Origin of the sequence: Streptosporangium sp. DT93, from assembly GCF_049844535.1 — a bacterium.
GTDB lineage: Bacteria > Actinomycetota > Actinomycetes > Streptosporangiales > Streptosporangiaceae > Streptosporangium.
In genome coordinates this window covers 115,174-135,773 of the sequence record NZ_JBNCLF010000010.1, presented here as the reverse complement: position 1 = coordinate 135,773, position 20,600 = coordinate 115,174, and the positions used below count along the sequence as shown (strand labels likewise).

Annotated in this window: 17 protein-coding genes; 8 read left to right on the top strand and 9 right to left on the bottom strand. The window is 72.8% G+C overall.

Annotation, left to right across the window (positions count from 1 at the left end; genetic code table 11):
• Positions 1–3: 3 nt before the first annotated feature.
• Positions 4–501: a hypothetical protein gene (locus ACLQ2R_RS22140; RefSeq protein ID WP_425962222.1), complete on the bottom strand. Its 498-nt coding sequence runs from the start codon at positions 499–501 to the stop codon at positions 4–6.
• Positions 502–743: 242 nt separating this feature from the next.
• Between ACLQ2R_RS22140 and ACLQ2R_RS22135 the strand changes: the two genes are divergently transcribed.
• Positions 744–1,481 carry a hypothetical protein gene (locus ACLQ2R_RS22135; protein ID WP_425962220.1) on the top strand — a complete coding sequence of 246 codons (738 nt, stop codon included), beginning with the start codon at positions 744–746 and terminating at the stop codon, positions 1,479–1,481.
• Here the strand turns inward: ACLQ2R_RS22135 and ACLQ2R_RS22130 are convergent.
• Entirely contained in the window at positions 1,377–2,876 is a 1,500-nt protein-coding gene (locus ACLQ2R_RS22130) for an MFS transporter (RefSeq protein WP_425962219.1), read from the bottom strand. The genes ACLQ2R_RS22135 and ACLQ2R_RS22130 overlap by 105 nt on opposite strands.
• A gap of 591 nt (positions 2,877–3,467) precedes the next feature.
• On the opposite strand from ACLQ2R_RS22130, the gene ACLQ2R_RS22125 reads away from it, so the two are divergent.
• The 3 genes from ACLQ2R_RS22125 (at position 3,468) to ACLQ2R_RS22115 (ending at position 8,074) form a co-directional block, all read left to right on the top strand.
• The gene (locus ACLQ2R_RS22125) at positions 3,468–5,348 is read left to right on the top strand and encodes an ABC transporter ATP-binding protein (RefSeq protein ID WP_425962217.1); all 1,881 of its coding nucleotides are present in this window, start codon (positions 3,468–3,470) and stop codon (positions 5,346–5,348) included.
• Positions 5,345–7,324: an ABC transporter ATP-binding protein gene (locus ACLQ2R_RS22120; protein WP_425962215.1), complete on the top strand. Its 1,980-nt coding sequence runs from the start codon at positions 5,345–5,347 to the stop codon at positions 7,322–7,324. Before ACLQ2R_RS22125 ends, ACLQ2R_RS22120 begins: the two co-directional genes overlap by 4 nt.
• A gap of 147 nt (positions 7,325–7,471) precedes the next feature.
• A complete protein-coding gene (locus ACLQ2R_RS22115) occupies positions 7,472–8,074 on the top strand; it encodes a DUF305 domain-containing protein (RefSeq protein ID WP_425962213.1) in 603 nt (200 codons plus the stop codon).
• A 204-nt stretch (positions 8,075–8,278) separates the two neighbouring features.
• Here the strand turns inward: ACLQ2R_RS22115 and ACLQ2R_RS22110 are convergent, their stop codons facing one another.
• Entirely contained in the window at positions 8,279–9,223 is a 945-nt protein-coding gene (locus ACLQ2R_RS22110) for a sulfite exporter TauE/SafE family protein (protein ID WP_425962211.1), read from the bottom strand.
• A 319-nt stretch (positions 9,224–9,542) separates the two neighbouring features.
• Here ACLQ2R_RS22110 and ACLQ2R_RS22105 point away from each other — a divergent pair, with 319 nt between their 5' ends.
• Together ACLQ2R_RS22105 and ACLQ2R_RS22100 are read left to right on the top strand one after the other, a co-directional pair.
• Positions 9,543–11,447: a pentapeptide repeat-containing protein gene (locus ACLQ2R_RS22105; protein WP_425962209.1), complete on the top strand. Its 1,905-nt coding sequence runs from the start codon at positions 9,543–9,545 to the stop codon at positions 11,445–11,447.
• A gap of 170 nt (positions 11,448–11,617) precedes the next feature.
• A complete protein-coding gene (locus tag ACLQ2R_RS22100; protein WP_425962207.1) occupies positions 11,618–12,589 on the top strand; it encodes an alpha/beta hydrolase in 972 nt (323 codons plus the stop codon).
• Between the two features lie 181 nt (positions 12,590–12,770).
• Here ACLQ2R_RS22100 and ACLQ2R_RS22095 read toward each other — a convergent pair whose 3' ends face one another.
• Positions 12,771–13,748 carry an aldo/keto reductase gene (locus ACLQ2R_RS22095; RefSeq protein WP_425962205.1) on the bottom strand — a complete coding sequence of 326 codons (978 nt, stop codon included), beginning with the start codon at positions 13,746–13,748 and terminating at the stop codon, positions 12,771–12,773.
• Between the two features lie 131 nt (positions 13,749–13,879).
• Between ACLQ2R_RS22095 and ACLQ2R_RS22090 the strand changes: the two genes are divergently transcribed.
• Positions 13,880–14,260, top strand: a complete 381-nt coding sequence (locus tag ACLQ2R_RS22090) for an ArsR/SmtB family transcription factor (RefSeq protein WP_425962203.1) — start codon at positions 13,880–13,882, stop codon at positions 14,258–14,260.
• Between the two features lie 342 nt (positions 14,261–14,602).
• The gene (locus ACLQ2R_RS22085) at positions 14,603–15,679 is read left to right on the top strand and encodes a TauD/TfdA family dioxygenase (RefSeq protein WP_425962201.1); all 1,077 of its coding nucleotides are present in this window, start codon (positions 14,603–14,605) and stop codon (positions 15,677–15,679) included.
• A 270-nt stretch (positions 15,680–15,949) separates the two neighbouring features.
• Here the strand turns inward: ACLQ2R_RS22085 and ACLQ2R_RS22080 are convergent, their stop codons facing one another.
• The 5 genes from ACLQ2R_RS22080 to ACLQ2R_RS22060 are packed head-to-tail and all read right to left on the bottom strand — an operon-like array spanning position 15,950 to position 20,599.
• Positions 15,950–16,414: an ester cyclase gene (locus ACLQ2R_RS22080; protein ID WP_425962199.1), complete on the bottom strand. Its 465-nt coding sequence runs from the start codon at positions 16,412–16,414 to the stop codon at positions 15,950–15,952.
• On the bottom strand, positions 16,396–16,848 hold the full coding sequence (locus ACLQ2R_RS22075) for a VOC family protein (RefSeq protein ID WP_425962197.1): 453 nt from the start codon (positions 16,846–16,848) through the stop codon (positions 16,396–16,398). The genes ACLQ2R_RS22080 and ACLQ2R_RS22075 overlap by 19 nt, the downstream gene beginning before the upstream one ends.
• A gap of 54 nt (positions 16,849–16,902) precedes the next feature.
• Positions 16,903–17,817: an ABC transporter permease gene (locus tag ACLQ2R_RS22070; RefSeq protein ID WP_425962195.1), complete on the bottom strand. Its 915-nt coding sequence runs from the start codon at positions 17,815–17,817 to the stop codon at positions 16,903–16,905.
• Positions 17,814–18,995 (bottom strand): ABC transporter permease, encoded by a 1,182-nt coding sequence (locus ACLQ2R_RS22065; RefSeq protein WP_425962193.1) that lies wholly within the window; start codon positions 18,993–18,995, stop codon positions 17,814–17,816. Before ACLQ2R_RS22065 ends, ACLQ2R_RS22070 begins: the two co-directional genes overlap by 4 nt.
• On the bottom strand, positions 18,992–20,599 hold the full coding sequence (locus ACLQ2R_RS22060) for an ABC transporter ATP-binding protein (protein WP_425962191.1): 1,608 nt from the start codon (positions 20,597–20,599) through the stop codon (positions 18,992–18,994). The genes ACLQ2R_RS22065 and ACLQ2R_RS22060 overlap by 4 nt, the downstream gene beginning before the upstream one ends.
• Between the last annotated feature and the right edge of the window lies 1 nt (position 20,600).

Below are 20,600 nucleotides of genomic sequence, written 5' to 3'. Positions count from 1 at the left end.
CGCCTAGTGATAGCCGCGGGCCTCGGCCTTGCGGCGGAGTATCGCCCCGCCGTACTCGCCGCGCGCGAGGCAGCACGGGCACGGGAAGACGCCGTGGGCGTTCGGCATGTACCTCCAGCCGGTCACCCGGTTCACGGCACGGACGCGGTGGATCTCCCCGGCGGCGATCGGCCGGAGGACGAAGACCTCGCCCCCTCGCGGATCCTCGTGCGCGGCGACGAGCGCGACGGCCTCGGCGGCCGAGAGCCGGACGGGCTCACGCCTGTAGTGCCCCACGAGGACCTGCTCGCCGTCCGGGATACGGAAGTCGACGGCGACCATCGTCCGCCGCCCGCCGCGCCTCAGCTCCCGGCCCCACTGGTGGGTGAACTGGTAGGACGGCACGATCGGCAGGCAGTACACCCCCGCCGGGCCGTCGTCGCCGCGGCTCCGCGCCCGGATCCCGGCGCGCCGTACCGAACGGATGTTCTTCTCCGCCGTGAGATGCGTGAACAGGGCCATCAGGCGTGACTTCCGGGATACGACACCGTGCTCTCCAGGGCGTGTCACCTCTTCCGTGAGATCCGTCGAACGTGATCGGCAGCCTAACTCCGCGTCCGGACGGCGCCCAACGGGTTTTCCCGCCCGGGAGGGGGGCCGTGCCCGATGCCCCGCCGGGCCTGCCAGTGGATGTCGGGCGGACGGCGACCGGCCGCCCGATATCCACTGGCAGGCCCGGCGGGGCACTCGTATGATCCTCGGTCGTGAACATGGAGACCGTGGTTTTCGGCACCCGGCCCGACCTGCACGAGGCGGCGGACGAGATCTTCTCGGAAGGGTGGCCGGAATTCGTCTTTCACGAGCCCACGGTCGACCGGTACATCGGCCGGGTCCGGCGGCTCTTCGCCGATCTCGACCTCCTGTTCCTCGACGACGGCGGGCACATCGCGGCCGGCGGCTGGGCCGTCGCCCTGAGCTGGGACGGCACGGTCGGGGATCTGCCCGGCGGCTACACCGACGCGATGGTCCGGGCGGTGGAAGAGCACGAACGAGGGCCGGCCGCCGACACGCTCGTCATCATGGCGGGCCAGGTGCGGGGCGACCTGCAGGGGCTCGGTCTCGCCACCGAGGTCCTCGGGCGGTTGCGCGAGCAGGCCCGTTCACGGGGCCTGTCCCGGGTGATCGCTCCCGTCCGGCCGACCCTCAAGGCCCGCTATCCGCTGACCCCCATGGAACGGTTCGTCACCTGGACGAGGGAGGACGGCAGCCCCCTCGATCCGTGGCTGCGCACCCACCACCGGATGGGCGCCCGGATCCTCTGCCCGGCCGAACGCTCCATGACGGTGACCGGCACCGTCGACGAATGGCGGACGTGGGCGTCCATGGAGTTCCCCGAGTCAGGCCCGTACATCGTCCCCGGCGCTCTCGCTCCGGTCACCGTCGACCGTCAGGCCGACGTCGGGGAGTACGTGGAGCCCAACGTGTGGATGCGGCACCTCTGACGCGCTCCCCGGCCCGGAGAGCGCCGGACCTGGCCCGCCGTCCCCGCGCGAGCGGGTGCCGGTGACGAGGAGCACGACGGCCAGCACCAGGTACGGCACCGCCGAGACGGTGAAGATCGTGTCATGGCCGGCGACCGTCGAGGCCGCGGCGTAGACCCCGTAGACGAGGACGGCGGCCAGTTCGGTGCCCAGCCCGGCCAGCGAGGTCACGGTGGCGCGGGCGGGGCCGGTGATGCTCTCCTGGAGCCGTACGTCGGCGAGCACGCTCGCCGTCTGGAAGGCGCAGAAGGCCACCGCGACGGCGACGAAACCCGCCGCGCTCCCGCTCATCGCCCCCGCCCCCATCCCCAGCGCCCCGACCGTGAGGACCGCGGCCAGACCCCGGTCCTGGAAACCGCGCGCGAGGGTCACGAGCACGCCGCCGGCCGCGACGCCCACGGAGATCAGCAGCACCAGGAGCGGTACGACGTGCGTGGCGACACCGGTGCCGAGCGCGAGCAGCGGGGTGTACTCCTCCAGCGAGCCCCAGAGCGCGGTCACCGCGGGCACCAGCAGCAGGGCCCGGCGCGTCCCGCGGTCGGCACGCGCCGCCCGCAGCCCCTCGCGCAGGATCGCGGCGTAGCCGCCCTCCGGTTCCGCGTCCCCGGCGTCCCCGGCGTCCTCTGCGGATTCGGGAACCTCATCGTCCCGGCCGGATCCGGGCGCGTCGCCGCCTCGTCCGGCGCCGGGAGCGTCATCGCCTCGGCCGGGGTCGAGGGCGTCGTCGCCTCGGCCGGGGTCGTCCCGGGACGCGGCTCGCCCGCGGTGTTCGGGGAAGGTCAGCGCGACCCCGGCCGCGAGCAGGCAGGCCAGGACGCTGCCGATCCCGACCAGGGGATAGCCGCCCAGCGCGAACGCCGGGGCCGCCACGGCCATGGACGCCATCGCGGCACCCGTGCCGATCGCGCGGGCGCGTCCCATCACGGCGCCGTAGCGCCCGGCGGCGCCCAGGCGGTCGAGCTCGGTGTAGACGAGCGCCTCGAGCGCCCCCGACTGCAGGGCTCCGGAGGCGCCCCACAGGACGAAGGCCACGGCGAACGCCCCGTAGGAGGGGGCGGCGACCATCAGGGCGAAACCGGCCGCGGCCGGCAGCGGCGCGAGGGCGAGCAGCCGGCGCCGCGGGACGACGTCGGCCCACACCCCCGACGGGACCTCCAGCACGACGGAGGTGATCGACCAGATCGCCAGGAGCGAGGAGATCTCGGCGGTCGACAGGCCCGTGTCCACGAACAGCAGCGCGTAGAACGGGTACAGCAGCACGAACTCGTCGAGGAAGGCGTAGCCGTAGAGCGTCGCGGCCAGGCGCTTCGCGCGCGCGGCAGGGGCGCCGGGCACGGGCAGGGAAGAAGTGGTCATGGGGTCCTTCTCGCGGGAACCGTACGGACTCGGGATGCGGGGCATCTCCGGGGGTCCACGGCAGCGCGAGCCGGACCTACCTCGGGTCGAGGATCATTGTCGCCAGGTCATGCCGCCGACCCTACAACCGCCGTCCTCGCCGTCGCCCCCCTTTTTCGCGGTGACCGCCGCGCCGGAGGGGCGGCCCGCCGTCGTGAGGGACGAACCACCGTCGTGAGGGACGAACCACCGTCGTGAGGGACGAACCACCGTCGTGAGGGACGAACCACCGTCGTGAGGAACGAACCACCGTCGTGAGGAACGAACCACCGTCGTGGGGGACGAATCCCCGGTCCCGGTAAAGGGCGAGGTCATCAGGTCCCCTGACCGGGTGGTTACAGGATGGGGTCCGTCAAATCAGTTGCCGCCCCCCGGGCCCGGAACGGAGACTGGAGGATCGCCCGTGCCGTACGGGCGGCGGTGATCCGGCGGGGCGGCCACCGGCAGCGGTGGCACGGGCGAGAACCGGTTGAGAGGCGACGGGATTCCGTCCTGCCCTGCCCCGAACGGTCACCGCCCCGGTGAACACCGTGAGGAGCGTGTCACCTGCCTATGCCCCCTGATACCGGAGCCACGGAAACGACCGACGCCAACGACACGACCGACGCCAACGACACCACCGACGCCGACGACGCGGGCACCGCCACCGGCACCGCGTCGCGCACCCCGAACTCGCCGCCGCCCGTCCGGCCCGGCGGCAGGGCGGCCTCCCTGTGGAGGCTGAAGTCCTATCTGCGCCCCTACGCCGTCCGCATGGTCGTCATCTGGGTACCGGCCTTCGCCGCGGTCGGGATCGGCATCGTCATCCCGCTGATCGGCCGGGAGATCATCGACGGCCCCGTCGCCCGTGGCGACAGCTCGGGCGTGCTCCCCCTGGCCCTGCTGGCCCTGGCCCTGGGCGTGGTGGAGGCGGCGCTCGTCTTCATGCGGCGGTGGATGCTCGCCGACGCCGTCCTGGGGCTGGAGACCAGCATCCGCGACGACATCTACGCCCACCTGCAGCGGCTGCCGATGGGGTTCCACGCCGCCTGGCAGTCGGGCCAGTTGCTGTCGCGCGCCACGACCGACCTGTCGGCGATCCGCCGCTTCCTCGGCTTCGGCCTGCTCTTCATGGTCATGATCACCGTCCAGATCGTCACGGTGACCGTGCTGCTGCTGCACATGTACTGGCCGCTGGGCCTGCTCGTGGTCGTCTCGACGGTGCCCGTCACGCTGACCTCGCTGCGCTTCGAGCGCCGGTACATCACCGTCTCCCGCCGGGTCCAGGACGAGCAGGGCGACCTCGCCACGGTCGTGGAGGAGTCCGCGGCCGGCATCCGGACCATCAAGGCCTTCGGCCGCGGCCGGTACGTCTCCGGGATCTTCGAGGAGGGGGCCAGGAAGGTCTACCGGACCTCGATGGAGAAGGTGGGCCTGTCGGCCAGGTTCTTCACCTTCCTGGAGGTGATCCCGAACGTCACGCTCGCGCTCGTCCTGCTCCTCGGCGCCCTGGCGGTCGGCTCCGGCACCCTCACGCTGGGCACGCTGGTGGCCTTCGCCACCCTGATGCTCCAGCTCGTCTGGCCCATCTCGGCGCTCGGCTTCATCCTCACGATGGGACAGGAGGCCATGACCGCGGCGGACCGGGTGATGGAGGTGCTCGACACCGAGCCGGAGATCGTCGGCGGGACCGGGGCGATCGAACGTCCCCGCGGGCATCTGCGCTTCGAGGGCGCGGAGTTCCGCTTCCCCGGCGCCGCCGAGCCGGTGCTGCGCGACGTCCGGCTGGAGGTGCGGCCGGGTGAGACGGTGGCCGTCGTGGGCGCGACGGGCTCGGGCAAGACCACGCTGGTCTCGCTGGTCCCCCGGCTGTACGACGTCAGCGCCGGGCGGGTCACGATCGACGGTGTCGACGTGCGCGACCTTCCGATGCCCGTGCTGCGCTCGATGGTCGCCACCGCCTTCGAGGAGCCGACGCTGTTCTCGATGAGCGTCAGGGAGAACCTCACGCTGGGACGGCACGACGCTGGCGAGGAGGAGATCGCCGAGGCGCTCCGGGTCGCGCAGGCGGGGTTCGTGCACGAGCTGCCCTGGGGGCTGGAGACCAGGATCGGCGAGCAGGGCATGTCGCTGTCCGGCGGCCAGCGGCAGCGGCTCGCGCTGGCCCGCGCCGTCCTCAGCCGCCCCAGGGTCCTGGTGCTGGACGACACCCTGTCGGCGCTGGACGTCGAGACCGAGGCCCTGGTCGAGGAGGCGCTGCGGCACGTGCTGCGTGAGGCCACCGGCATCGTCGTCGCCCACCGGGCCTCCACCGTGCTGCTCGCCGACCGGGTGGCCCTGCTGCTGGACGGCACGATCGCGCACGTCGGCCGCCACCACGAGCTGATGGCGAGCGTGCCCGAGTACCGCGCGCTGCTGTCGGCCGGCCCGGACGCCGAGGAGGCGCTGCGATGAGCAGGACCGAACCACCCGTGCGAATCGAGACCGGCACCAGAACCGTCGACGGCGACGGCGACGGCGGTGGACGGAACGGCCGGAGCGGGCAGGAGGAACCGGACGCGCGAAGCGACCGGAACGGGGACGGCACCGGGGACGCGGCGCGGGAGTGGCGCGGGGTCGCCGCCGAGAACCAGGACGACCTGTCGGAGCAGGTGTCGTTCCTGCTGCGCGACAGGTCCCGGCGGCTGCTCGGCGACCTGCTGAGCCCGTACCGCAGGCGGATCGTCCTGCTCGTCGCGATCATCGTGACCTGCAACGTCGCCTCGCTCTCCATCCCCTACCTGGTCAAGGTGGGCATCGACGCGGGCATCCCGCCGATGCTGGCGGGGGCGGGGCCGGGGACGCTGGTGACCGTCGTGTCGGCGATCCTGGTGGCCGCCGCCGTCCAGCTGGTGACCCGGCAGGTGTTCCTCAGGATGGCCGGGGGCATCGGCCAGAGCATCCTGCTGGAGCTGCGGAGGCGGGTGTTCCGCCACTTCCAGCGGCTCTCGCTCTCCTTCCACGACGGCTACACCTCGGGCCGGGTCGTCTCCCGCCTCACCTCGGACATCGACGCGATCTCCGAGATGCTGCAGTCGGGGTTCGACGACCTCGTCACCGCCGTACTGACCCTGGTCGGCACGGCCGTGCTGCTGCTGGCGCTGGACGTCCACCTCGGCCTGGTCGCGCTGCTGCCGTTGCCGGTGCTCGCGCTGTTCACCCGCTGGTTCCGGCGGCAGTCGAGCATCGTCTACCGGCGGACCCGGGAGACGGTGGCCCTGGTGATCGTCCACTTCGTGGAGTCGATGACCGGCATGCGCGCGGTGCAGGCCTTCCGCAGGGAGCCGCGCAACCAGGAGATCTTCTCCCAGCTCAACCGCGACTACCGGGACGCCAACCTGCGGAGCATGCGGCTGGTCGCGATCTTCTCACCGGGTGTCAAGCTCATCGGGAACGTGACGATCGCGGCCGTGCTGCTGTACGGCGGCACGCTGGCCGTCCAGGGCGAGGTCACCGTGGGCGTGCTGGCGGCGTTCCTGCTCTACCTGCGCCAGTTCTACGAGCCCATGCAGGAGATCAGCCAGTTCTATAACACGTTCCAGTCGGCGGGGGCGGCGCTGGAGAAGCTCTCCGGTGTGCTGGAGGAGCGCCCTGACGTGGCCGAACCGGCCGACCCGGTCGCGCTGGACAGGCCGCGCGGCAGGATCGAGTTCCGCGACGTGGAGTTCTCCTACCTGGACGGCACCCCGGTGCTGCCCCGGCTGGACCTGGTCGTCCCCGCCGGGCAGACGGTGGCGCTGGTCGGCACCACCGGAGCGGGCAAGACCACGCTGGCCAAGCTCGTCTCCCGGTTCTACGACCCGGTGGCGGGGAGGGTGCTGCTGGACGGGGCCGACCTGCGCGACCTCGGCGAGGAGACCCGGCACGCCGCGATCGTCATGGTGACCCAGGAGAACTTCCTGTTCAGCGGCTCGGTGGCGGACAACGTCAGGTTCGGGCGGCCGGACGCGAGCATGACCGACGTGGTGGCCGCGGCCCGGGCGACCGGCGCCGACGCGTTCGTCTCGGCGCTTCCCGAGGGGTACGACACCCAGGTCGGCAAGCACGGCGGCCGACTGTCGGCCGGGCAGCGGCAACTGGTCGCGTTCGCCAGGGCGTTCCTGGCCGATCCCGCGGTGCTGATCCTCGATGAGGCGACGTCCAGCCTGGACGTCGCCGGCGAGCGGCTGGTGCAGCGGGCGATGCGGACCGTCCTGTCCGACCGGACGGCCCTGATCATCGCGCACCGCCTGTCGACCGTCGAGATCGCCGACCGGGTGCTGGTGATGGACGGCGGCAGGATCGTCGAGGACGGCCCGCCCGGCGAGCTGATCGACAGGAAGGGCCGCTTCGCCGACCTGCACCGCGCCTGGCTGGAGAGCATCTCCCAGCACGGCGACACGGCCGGCTGACCCCTCACGCGTGGTCCGGGGCGGCGGCCGGGGATCTCGTACCCGGATCTTCGACCGGGGCTGAACCTGCGCGCCGGAGCCCGCGTATCTCACGGTGGAACGGCACGAACGATCCTTCCCACCCGCACGAAAGGGGCAGTGATCTCGATGAGCACCCGGCGGTCGCGCAGACGACGGTCCCCGACCGCCACCCTGCTGGTCTCCGCCATACTGACCGCCGGGTGCTCGTCGGCGGCCGTGACACCCGCGCCCGTCGTCCAGGCCATGGGCGTGGCCGCCGGGCGCGGCGACGCGGACGTGCGGTTCTCCCAGGAGATGATCACCCATCACCGCCTGACGATCCGGCTCGCCGCCCTGGCGGAGGGCCGGACCGAGAATCCGTACGTGCGCGACCTGGCCGCCGCCCTCGCCCGGGACGAGGCGGCCGACATCGACCTGATGTCCGGCTGGCTGCGGTCCTGGAAGGCCGAGGTGCCCGAGGACACCGGGTACGCGGCGCACGCCTCGCACGACATGCCGGGAATGCCGGGAATGCCGTCGGCCGCGCAGCTCTCCTCCCTGGAGAGGCGCTCGGGAGCCTCCTTCGACAGGCTGTGGCTGACCGTGCTGGGCAGGCATCTGGGCGGCGGCGTCCAGATGTCGCAGGTCGTGATCGCGCTGGGCACGCACGAGCCGACCGCCCGGCTGGCCGGCAGGCTCGTCACCGAGCAGCGCGCCAGGATCGCGGAGATCGCCGGCAAGCTGGCCTGAGCACCGCCGCTCCCGCCTTTCCCGGCCCTGAGCACCGCCACGCCCGCCCTCCCCCGGCAGAGCCGGACACGCGAGGCAGAGCCGGACACGCGAGGCAGAGCCGGACACGCGAGGCAGAGCCGGACACGCGAACGCCCCCTCGCCGGAGCGAGGGGGCGAGGGGACGTCCGCCGGGCGAGGGTCGCCGGAGCGCCCCGCGGTGGTTCAGCTGACGGAACCGGCGGTCTCCTGCTCGGCGGCGCGGCGGCGCTCCTCGGCCTCGATCGCCTCGGTCGTCTCGTTGTCACGGTCGCGGCGGTACTCGCGCACCGAGTAGGCGATGGCCGCGGCCCAGATGACGGCGATGGTGATGTAGGCGATCGCCTGGACGCTCCCGGAGGCGTCGATCCAGTCGCTGCGCAGCAGGGTGCGCACGTTGGTCAGGATGATGACGCCGCCGACGGCGGAGCCCAGGATGCGCGGCGGGATGTGCCGGACCAGCCAGGCGGCGATGGGGGCCGCGATGACCCCGCCGATGAGCAGGACGGCCACCCAGGAGAAGTTGATGTTCTCCGAGCCGATGCCGACGAAGAAGCCGACGCTCGCGGCGATGGCGACGAGGAACTCGCTGGCGTCGATGGAGCCGATCACCTTGCGCGGCGCCAAACGGCCGCTGGCCAGGATGGCCGGGGTGCCGACCGGGCCCCAGCCGCCTCCGCCGGTGGCGTCGACGAACCCGGCCACCAGGCCGAGGGGCGCGAGGAAGCGCTTGCGCAGCGGCTTGCCCAGGTTGCCCCGCGGGAGCCCGAACGCGGTGAAGCGGATCAGGACGTAGAGGCCCAGGACGAGCAGGATGATCGACATGACCGGGGCGGCGATCTCGGTGGAGAGACCGGACAGGAAGGTGGCTCCCGCGAACGCGCCGACCGCGCCGGGGATACCGATCTTGGCGACGACCTTCCAGTCGATGTTGTTGAAGCGCCAGTGGGAGACACCCGAGGCGAGGGTGGTTCCGATCTCGGCGAGGTGAACGGTGGCCGAGGCCGCGGCCGGGTTGGTCCCGATGGCCAGGAGCAGCGTCGTCGAGGTGACACCATAGGCCATGCCCAGGCTGCCGTCGACGAGTTGCGCGGCGAAGCCGACAAGGCCTAAGAGGATGAGCGCACGCACGACGCCCCCCTTCCTGTTTTTCCTACTGTGCTGATAGGGATTATCGTGATTGAAGCGTACGGCCCCGTCAAGTCACGTTTCAAGCAGGCGTCTCACGTCATGGACATCTCCCTCACGCGGGCCTCCGGGCCCGTCCGCAGGCGGTTCGCAAGCGGGTCGCAACCGGTTCCTCCTAAAAAGGACTCCGTTCCCGTATGGTCCATCGGGCGGCCCCTGCCGGGTGCCGTCTCATCGGCCCGTCCATGAACCCCTCCGTCCGGCGCCTCCTCTCCCCCGCCGGCCGGGTCCACGCGTCCCGGGGAGAGACAGTGAGAGAGACATGCCCAGCCCTGCCCCCCTGCTCGCCGGCGTGACGATCCTGTTCGCGGCCCTGCCCTCCGGTCCGGCGTCCCCGCTCCAGACCTCGAACGCCGTCCCCGTCGCCCCCGTCGCTGTCGCCGTCGTCCGGGTCGCTCCCGCCGCCGTCCACGTGGCCGCCTCGCCCGCGGCCCTCACCGCCGTCCCCGCCGCCGTCCCCGCCGCCGTCCAGGGCGCACCCGCCGCCCGGACCGCGGGTGCCGGGGCGGCGTGCAGGCCGGGCAGCGGGCCCAGGCTCGCCGGCAGGAACCTCACCCGGGTCGCGCTGCCCGCCGACCTGTCCTGCGCCGACCTGCGCGGGGCCCGACTGGACGGCGTGGTCGTGCGCAGCGTGCTGACCCGGGCCGACCTGCGGGGCGCCTCGCTCAAGGGCGCCCGGCTCGCGCAGGCCGAGATGGCGGGGGCCAGGCTGGGCAAGGCCGACCTGTCCGAGGCCGAGCTGTACTACGCGAACCTGCGCGGCGCCGACCTGCGCGGGGCGGTCATGGACGACTCCCTGCCCTACAGCGCCCACTTCGAGGGGGCGAACCTGAGCGGCGCCACGATGGTGCGCGCCAAGACCTACGGCGCCCAGTTCGACGACGCGAAACTGGTGGGCGTCGACCTGACCGACGCCGACGCCTACAACACGGACATGCGCCGGGCCGACCTCACCGGCCTCAAGGCCGCCAAGGCCCGCATGTACGGCTCCACGCTGCTGCGGGCCGTGCTGCGGAACGCCGACCTGCGCGGCACGCAGCTGCGCCGGTCGGCGATGAACGGCGCGACCTTCAAGGGCGCCGATCTCGGCGGGGCCGACCTGAGCGACGTCACGGGCGCCCGGCTGGAGGGCAGCAAGGGCATGCCCAAGTCCCTGCCCGCCCCCGACCCCGCCTGCGAACCGGGCAGCGGGCAGCGGTACGCGGGCTGGGACCTCACCAGGGTCGCCGAGTTCCCCCGCGACCTGAGCTGCGCCGACCTGACCGGCGCCAAACTGGACGGGGTCGACCTGGGCGGGGTCAAACTGGACCGGGCGATCCTGCGCGACATCGTGGCCACCGGGGCCACGATCCGCTACGCCAAGGGGGCCGACCTGCGCGGTGCCCTGCTGGAGCACGCCAAGCTCGGCAGCGCCGAGCTCATGGGAGCCGACCTGAGCGGGGCCCGCATGTCGGGGGCCCAGTTCGGCAGCGCGAAGCTCGCCGGGGCGAACCTCACGAACGCCGAGCTGTCGGGGGCGTCGTTCGGCAGCGCCGACCTGGCCGGGGCCAGGCTGGGCGGCGCCGACCTGCGCGACACCGAGTTCGGCAGCGCCAGGGCCGACCGGGCCGACTTCACCGGTGCCAGGATGGAACGGGCCGACCTGAGCAGCGGCGAGTTCCGCGGCGCGGTCTTCCGGGGGGCGAGGATGGGCGGCGCCGACGCGCGCCACACCGAGCTGCGGGGAGCGGTCTTCGTGGACGCCGAGGTCACCGGCCTGGACACCGAGTACTCCGAGGGCGCCGACCTGTCGGGGTCGTCCAGCAGGATGGCGCCCGGCTGGGTGGTCTTCCTGGCGGTGACGGGACTGGTGGTCCTCTGGGTGCTGTTCAGGGTGATCGTGCGCGGCCGTCGCCGGGCCGGGCTCGCCAGGGCCGAGACGGCCGAGCGGGCGGTCCTGTTCGAGGACGCCCGGCGGGCCCAGGAGGAGAACGTGACGCGGCTCGGTGAGGAGATCGACCGCCTGGCCGACGGTGGCGGGGACGCCCCCGACTGGAACCGGGCCCTGGACTGCTACGACGCCGCCAAGGAGGCGCTGGCGACCGCGCACGACCTCCAGGACCTCAAGGCCGTGGACGTCATCGTGGCCCGGGGCCACAACGCCCTGGCCCGGCCGCCGGTCAGGTAGGGGTCGGGGCGGCGACCGGGCCGGGACCAGGGGGTGCACGACGGGTGTCCCGCGGTCGTGCCGCGTTTGTGCCGCGTTTGTGCCGCGTTTGTGAAGGGGCGCCGGCTCGCGCATGATTCGGGGAGGAGCCGGTCGCGAACGGGCCGGCCGCCCCCGACCAAGTGAGCGATATGACACTTCACCGAAATATCGACCCGGGCCTGGCCGTCGCCGTACGGGAGGGGGCGCTGCCCGCCCTCGACCTCGGTGGCATGAGCGTGGAGGACTTGCCCGGCCTGCGCCGGCAGATGAGCGAGGCGATCGCCATGATGGAGCCGTTCCCGCGGGACGAGCGGGTGACGATCGAGGAGCGGACGGTGCCCGGCCCCGACGGCGCCCCCGACGTCCGGCTGCGGATCTACCGCCCGGCCTCCCCCGCCGGGACGACGCCCGCCCTGTACTGGATCCACGGCGGCGGCATGATCTTCGGCCAGATCGAGATGGAGGACCCGCGCCTCAGCCACTACGTCGTCGAGCTGGGGTGCGCGGTCGTCTCGGTGGACTACCGCCTGGCGCCCGAGCATCCGGACCCCGCGCCGGTCGAGGACTGCTACGCCGGGCTGGTGTGGGTCGCCAAGAACGCCGCCGAGCTGGGCGTCGACCCGGCGCGCGTCGCGGTCGGGGGGATCAGCGCCGGGGGCGGCCTCGCCGCCGGGACCGCGCTGCTGGCCCGCGACCGCGGCGGCCCGGCCGTGGCGTTCCAGCTCCTGATCTGCCCGATGCTGGACGACCGCAACACCACCCCGTCCAGCCTGGAGTTCACCGACGCCGTCGTGTGGAACCGGGCCGCGAACCTGCTGGGCTGGAAGGCGCTGCTGGGCGACCGGGCGGGCGGCGAGGACGTCTCGGTGTACGCGGCCCCGGCCAGGGCGGCGGACCTGTCGGGCCTGCCGTCGGCCTACGTCGACGTCGGCGAGCTGGAGGTGTTCAGGGACGAGTGCGCCGGCTACGCGCTGCGGCTCGCGCAGGCGGGCGTCTCCACCGAGTTCCACCTCTACCCGGGGGCCTTCCACGGCTTCGACGGGATGGTCCCCGCGGCGGAGATCAGCCGCAGGGCCGTCGCGGAGCGGCTGGTCGCGCTGCGCCGGGCCCTCTTCACCTGACGGCCGGGGATCCTCAGCCGACGGCCGGGCCCTCCTCGCCCGACGGCCGAGACGCTTCGCCCGACGGCCGGGCGCTCCACGCCCGACGATCGGGTCCTGTTCGCCTGAAGAGCAGGCCCTGTTCGCCTGACGACGGCCGGGACCGGGCGGCCCGCGTTCCACGGGCCGCCCGGTCCGGCGGTCACCAGCGGTCGTGGACCTGCGGGCGGATCAGCTCGTCGTAGATCTCCCGGACGCCCCGGAGGGTCGCCTCGGGCAGCGGGGCGGCCTCGGCGGCGGCCGCGTTGGCGCGGGCCTGCTCCGGGTTGCGGGCGCCGGGGATGACCACCGAGACGCCGGGCTGGTCGATGACCCAGCGCAGCGCGAACTGCGCCATGGTCATGCCGTGGGGCACCAGCGGGGCCAGGCGGCGTACCGCCTCCAGGCCGGTGGCGAAGTCGACGCCGGAGAAGGTCTCGCCCACGTCGAAGGACTCGCCGTGCCGGTTGTAGGTGCGGTGGTCGTCGGCGGCGAAGACGGTGGACTCGTCGTACTTGCCCGACAGCAGGCCGCTGGCCAGCGGCACGCGGGCGATGATCCCGACCCCGGCCTCGGCGGCGGCCGGGAGCACCTTCTCCAGGGGCTTGAGCCGGAAGGCGTTGAGGATGATCTGCACGGTGGCCACGCCCGGCCGGGCGATCGCGGTCAGCGCCTCGTCGCAGGTCTCCACGCTCACCCCGTAGGCGGCGATCCGTCCCTCCTGGACCAGGGTGTCGAGGGCGTCGAAGACCTCGTCGGAGGAGAAGACCGGGGTCGGCGGGCAGTGCAGCTGCACCAGGTCGAGGGTGTCGACGCCGAGGTTGGCGCGGGAGCGGTCGGTCCAGGCCCGGAAGTTGTCCAGGGTGTAGGCCGAGGGCTCCTGGGGCACGCGGCGGCCCATCTTGGTGGCCACGGTCAGGCCGGGCCTGTCCTTGATCAGCCGCCCGACGAACTGCTCGCTGCGCCCGTCGCCGTACACGTCGGCGGTGTCGACGAAGGTGACCCCCGCGTCCACGGCGGTGCCGAGGGTCCCCAGCGCCTCGTCCTCGCCGACCTCACCCCAGTCGGCCCCCAGCTGCCAGGCGCCGAGTCCCACGACGCCGATGTGCCTTCCGGTCCTGCCCAGCTCACGCTTGTCCACATCGGCGATGGTAGTCCGCGTGGCGCCGCCCGACGCCACCGCCCCGGTGCGGCACCGCAGTAGGGTCGATCGCGTCGGATCCGCCCGGCTCGGGGTTCCCCTCGCGAGCCGACACTTGAGACAGTGAGGCCATGCACGCGCTCGACGTTCTCGGCGATCCGGTCAGGCGCCGGATCCTGGAGTTGCTCGCCGACGGCGAGCGTGCGGCCGGCGAGATCAGCGCCGTGGTCCAGGAGGAGTTCGGGATCTCCCAGCCCGGCGTGTCACAGCACCTGCGCGTCCTGCGCGAGAACGGGTTCGCCACCGTGCGCGCCCAGGGGACCCGGCGCCTGTACGCCGTCGATCCCGCCCCGCTGCGGGAGGTGGACGCCTGGCTGGACCGCTACCGGCACTTCTGGACCCAGCGCCTCGACGCACTGGGCACCGAGATCGCGCGCGGGCGGCGGGCGCGCCGCGCCGGGGAGACCGGGGCCGGCGCCTCCGCCGACGTCCCGGACGACACCCGGTCGTAACGTAGCGCGAGACGGCGTCTCTATTGACGGAATCACAGGGGCGGTCTAGCGTGGTGGGAGAACCACGAGCCGCAGGAGAACGCCATGACCCAGGAAGCCGTGCCAGGCTCCGGGTCCGTCCTGTCCGGCCGCAGGGATCCGATGCGGGTCCACCCGCCGCGCAAGGGCCTTCGCCCAGGTACCGCCGCCGGGGATCCGCAGACCCCCTTCTGACTCCGGCGCGGCGGCGGGTGCCGCCGCGCGGACGTCCGCGCGACCCCTCCCGCCGTCTCCGGCCGGATCACCGCACCGCCCAGGCGGGCCCTTCCTGAGACGACCCCGAGCATTCGGAGCGCATCGACCATGACCACAGACATCTCCATGTCCCCCATCACCGGACCCTCCGCCTGGCGCGGCGACGAGCTGGCCGGATCCACCGAGTGGATCTACACCCTCGGCGACGCCGAGCGCGAGGAGCTGGAGGCCGTCGGCCGCCGGTTCGTCGAGGACGACCCCGACCTGCGCACCGTCTCCGCCGAGGGCTACCCGCTCCCGATCTCCCACGCCATGATCGACGAGTGCGCGCGGCAGATGGACTCCGGCCGCGGCTTCGTGCTGGTGCGCGGCCTGCGCACCGACGAGTACGGCGACAGGCTGGCCGGCGCGATCTTCTTCCTGATGGGCCTGCACCTGGGCACGCCGATGGAGCAGAACCAGCTCGGCGACGTGCTCGACCACGTCATCGCGACCTCCAACAAGACGCTCGACGACGCGGGCGCGCTGCCGTCGCGGGTGCGCGACCGGCTGCCCTTCCACTCCGACAGCTCCGACGTGGTCGCGCTGATGTGCCTGCGCGCGTCCAAGGAGGGCGGCTCCAGCAGCCTGGTGAGCGGCACGACGATCTACAACGAGATCCTGCGCCGCCGCCCCGAGCTCGCCCCCCTGCTCTTCGAGCCGTGGCACTGGGACTGGCGCGGCCAGGACCCCGACGCCCCCGCCGACACCTACGTCTCCCCGATCTGCAGCTACGTCGAGGGGACCTTCAGCACCTACGCGGGCAGCTCGATGATCTTCTCCGCGCAGAAGTACGACGGCGTGCCGCAGCTCACCGACGCGCAGGTCGAGCTGCTGCACCTCTACGACGAGATCACCCAGGAGCCGGGTCTCGCGCTGGACATGGACTTCCAGCCCGGTGACGTGCAGTGGCTGCTGAACTACGCCGCCCTGCACTCGCGCACCGGCTACGTCGACTGGCCCGAGCCCGAGCGCCGCAGGCACCTGCTGCGGCTCTGGCTCAAGCGCGACGTGGGCCGCCCGCTGGTCGAGGGGTTCGGCAAGAACGTGGTGAAGGAACGCGGCGAGGACGCCAGGCAGCCGCTGCCCGGCGGCAACTTCAGGATCGCCGAGGCGGTCGTGCCCAACATGGACTGGGGCAACTGACCCCGAGGATCGCACCGGAACGGCCGGCGGGACTCCCCGCCGGCCGTTCCCGCGTCCGCACACCCTCACCTCCCCGTTCTCCTCCGACCGGCCCCGGCAACCCCGTGTCCCCGCGTCCCCCGCGTCCCCCGCGTCCCCCGCGGCCCCCGGGCGCACGCTGACGGCCTCGCGCGTCACCGGCGTCCGTGAACGCCAAAAGCCGACAAAAGCCCCTTAGCGGGCTTTTGTCGGCTTTATCGCTTCATCCGGGGGTCAGGCGGCGGGCCCCTCTCAGGCCGGAGGGTCGAGCTGCCGCCGCACCTCGCCGCTGTCCCAGTAGTCGACGCGGTGCGCGATCAGGCCGTCCGGACCGACCCGGAACCTGAACACCCCGCGCACCCGCACCGTCCCGGCCCCCGGCACGGCCGGGCGGAACGACATCAGGTACGCCAGGGCCGCCCGGTCGTCCTCGGCCACCAGGTCCTCGACGTCGTAGCGCAGGTCCGCGAAGTCGGCCAGGAAGACCGTGAGGTTGGCGCGGTAACCGGCCCTGCCGGTGACGTTGCGACCCATGGCCGAGGTGTGCTCGTTGACGAAGTCCTCGCTCACGCGGGCCGCGATCGCGTCGGCGTCGTGCGCGTTGAGCGCCTCGACGTACCGCAGGACCGCGGCCCGGGTGCGCTCGGCGTCCGGGCCGGTGCCCGGGCCGGTGCTCGGGCCGGTGCTCGGGTCGGCGTTCAGGAGGGGGTCGCCCACAGCCTGCGTACCGTGTTGAAGACCTGCTGGTTGTGCGAGATCTCCACGACGTTGCCGTCGGGGTCCTTGAGCGCGCAGATGTAGCCGACCGGGTCGGGCATGTCGCGCGGCTCCCAGTGCAGGCAGCCCAGCTCGCGCGCCCGATCGGCGATGCCGTCCACGTCGGTGCGCTCGGGCACCTCGATGCCCAGGTGCGCGAACGGCGTCAGCAGTCCCAGCTGCCCGCCCTTGTCCTTGTTGAAGGAGACGAGCACCAGGACCATCGGGGTCTCGGCCTGCTTGGCGTTGGAGAGCCAGGCGCTCTCGCCGTCGGCGTCGCGGAACCGCTCGACCACCACCAGCGGGGTCAGCGAGGTGTAGAAGGCGATGGCCTTGTCGAGGTCACCGGTGGGCAGCGCGACGTGCGTCCAGCGTGCCTGGGTCAGATTACTCATGGTTTCCTCCATTTGTTCTGTTTATACCTATATGCCACTCGGGGTCCGGACGCGTCAGGTCGAACCCCGTTCGAAGGGTTGCCCCAGGGCCCTGGGTTCGCGGTGCTGGTTGGCGAAGAGCAGCATCGCCAGCAGCGCGAGCAGGTAGGGGGCGACCACGAGAAGCTGGGAGTTGAGCGTCAGGCCCAGGGCGGGCAGCGCCAGGCGCATGGCGTCGGCCAGGCCGAACAGCACGCAGCCGAGCAGGGTCCGCCCCAGCCGCCAGGCGCCGAAGATCACGGCCGCGATGACGATGTACCCGCGCCCGGCGGTCATGTTCTGGTTGAACGAGCCGACCTCGCCGACCGCCAGGTACGCGCCACCGAGACCGGCCAGCGCGCCGCACCACAGCAGCGCCTGGCGGCGGCGCAGGTTCACCCGGATGCCGGTGACGTCGGCCGCCTGCGGCTGCTCGCCGACCGCCCGCAGCTCCAGGCCCCACCTGCTGCGCTCGACCAGCCACCAGGTCAGCGGGATGATCACGATCAGCAGGTACACCGGCCAGCGCTCCACGAACAGCGGGGCGCCGATCAGCGGGATGTCGCGCAGCCAGGGGATGCTGACCTGGGCGACCTGGTGGGAGTCGAAGGAGCTGATCGTGATCAGGAAGCTGGTCAGCCCGAGCACCAGGGCGTTGAGCACCAGGCCGACCACGAAGGTGTTGATCGCCAGCCGGTGCGAGAGGTTGCCGTGCACGAAGCCGATCACCAGCCCGATCACCACGCCGGCCAGCAGCCCGGTGGTGGCGCTGCCGGTGGTGCTGGCCACGGCGATCGAGCCGAACGCCGCGCTCAGCATCATCGCCTCGAGGGAGATGTTCATGGCGCCGGCCCGCTCGGCGAGGTACTCCCCGCACGCCGCGAACGCCAGCGGCACGGTGAGCCGGATCCCGCTGGACAGGATGGTGGAGATGTCCTCTGTGCCGATCACAGGGCGACCCCCTCTGTGACGGGCGCGGGCCGCTGCTCGGCGCGCGCGGTACGGAGTCCGGACCGCCTGCGCCGGATCGCGGCGACGACGACGGGAGGGGCGACGAAGGCCAGCACGAGCAGGGCCTTGACCACGTCCACCAGGAACGGGGGCACGCCGGTCGCGGCGAGGAAGCCTCCGCCGGAGCGCAGCACGCCGAAGAGCAGGGCGACGGGGATGGTGAGCAGGGGGCGGTTGCGCGCGACCAGGGCGACCAGCAGGCCGTCCCAGCCGATGTTCATCGCGACGCCCGGCTGGAGCCGGTGCACGCCCACCGGGCTGGCCAGCAGCACCGCCCCGGCCAGGCCGGCGAAGGCGCCGGAGATGGCCAGCGCCACCCCGCCGAGGGCGTTGACCCGTACCCCGGCGTGCTTGGCGGTGAGCGGGTTGAGCCCGAGCATGGTGAGCCGGAAGCCCCACCGGGTGCGGGCGATCGCCACGGCGACGATCACGGCGCCGGCCAGGGCGAGCAGCAGCCCGCCGTTGAGCTGGAGGTCCGGGTACTCCCCCATCGAGGTGAGGAACGCGTTCGCGGGCAGCGGGTTGGACTGCGGGGAGACGATCGCGTCGCCGACCCGCGACTCCTGCAGCAGCCACGGGGTGTTCACCGAGAACGCCACGAGCTGCTGGGCGATGAAGATCATCAGCAGCGTGCTGACCACGATGTTGACCCCGCGGAGGCGGTACATCAGCGCGCTGAGCGCGGCCCAGGCGCCGCCGGCCAGCGCGGCGGTCACCAGCACGACGACCAGCAGCAGCGGCCCCGGGAGCGCCAGGCGCAGTCCCACCCAGGCGCCGAACAGGGCCCCGACGAGGACCTGGCCCTCCTGGCCGATGTTGAACACGCCCGAGCGGGCGCTGACGCACGCTCCGACGGCCACCAGCATCAGCGGCGCCGCGTACAGCAGCGTGGAGGTCCAGGCCGTCCAGTCGGCCATGCTGCCCTGGAAGAGCGCCTGCACCGAGGCGAGGGGGGACCCGCCGGTCGTGGCGATCAGCAGCGAGGCCAGGCCGAGCGCCACGATCACGGCGGCGACGGTGGCCAGGGCGGTCTGCCGGCCGGCCGCGCCGGGGGTGAGGAAGGCGAGCAGGCGGCGCCCGGAGGCGTCCGGGAGGGAAGGGGTGCGGGATTCGCTCACGCGGCCACCCCTCCCACCAGCATGCCGAGCCGCTCGGCCGTGGCCTGCCCGGTGGGGAGCACCCCGGTGATCCGGCCCGAGGAGATCACCGCGATCCGCGAGGACAGGGCCATGACCTCCTCCAGCTCGGTGGATATCAGCAGCACGGCCACCCCTTTCGACGCGACGTCGCGCAGCCGCACGTACATGTCCTCGATGGCGCCGACGTCCAGGCCGTGGGTGGGCTGCGCCGCGACCAGGACGACCGGGTGGGCCGAGAGCTCGCGGGCCAGCACGACCCGCTGCTGGTTGCCGCCGGACAGGCTGCGCACCGGCGTGTCCACCGACGGGGTGACGATGTTGAACTCGGCCACCAGGCGGCGGGCCACGGCGTGCGCCTTCTTCCGGCTGACGAAGCCCCGGCCGCTGACCGCGTCCAGGGACTTCATGACCAGGTTGTCGGCGACGCTCATGTCCAGCACCACGCCCGAGCTGTGCCGGTCCTCCGGCACGATGCCCAGGCCGGCCGCGTGCAGCGCGCCCGGCCGGTTCAGGTCGACGGGGGTGCCGGAGATCTCGACCGATCCGGTGTCGGGGGTCAGCAGCCCCGACAGCAGGTCGCCCAGCGTCGCCTGGCCGTTGCCCTCGACCCCGTACAGGCCGACGATCTCGCCGGGTGCCACGTCCAGGCTGAGGTCGCCGAGCACCCGTACGCCGTCCAGGGTGACGGTCAGGTCGCGCAGCCGCAGCGCGGGCACCCCCGCCTCGCCCTGGCCCGTGCCGTCCGTGTCGCCGGAGCGGGCCGTCTCCGGCCCGCCGGCCGCGGGGTTCTCGACCGGCAGCATGCCCAGCGCCGCGGCCTCGGCCCCCAGGGAGACCTCCCTGCCGACCATCTGCCTGGCCAGCTCCTGCGGGCCGGTGTCGGCGGTGGCGCTGTGGAAGACGACCCTGCCCCTGCGCAGCACGGTCACCCGGTCGGTGGCCGCGGTGATCTCCGCCAGCTTGTGGCTGATCAGGATGACCGCGCGGTTCTCCGAGCGGACCACCCGGCGCAGCACGCCGAACAGCTCCGCCGACTCGGCCTGGGTGAGCACCGAGGTCGGCTCGTCGAGGACGAGCACCGAGGGGTCGCGGCGCAGGCACTTGATCAGCTCGACCCGCTGCCGCTCGCCGGCCGAGAGCCGCGAGACCCGGGCCAGCGGGTCGATCGGCAGGCCGTAGCGGGCGGAGACCTCCCGCACCTGGTCGCAGGCGGCGGCCCTGTCGATCCTGCCGGTGTCGCCCAGGATGACGTTCTCCCAGACCGTGAGCGGGTCGATCAGGCTGAAGTGCTGGTGCACCATGCCGATGCCGAGCGCCACGGCCTCCTGCGGGCTGGCGATGTCGACGGCGCCGTCATGGTGCAGGATGCTTCCGGCGTCCCGGTGGACCAGGCCCAGCAGGATCTTCATGAGCGTCGACTTGCCGGCCCCGTTCTCCCCGAGCAGGCCGTGGATCTCGCCCTGGTGCACGGCGAGGTCCACGGCGTCGCAGGCGACGACCGGACCGTAGCTCTTGCTGATTCCCCGCAGTCGCAGCGCGGGTGGCGGCGGGGTCAGCTCCCTCGCCGGTTCGTCGTCCGTCATC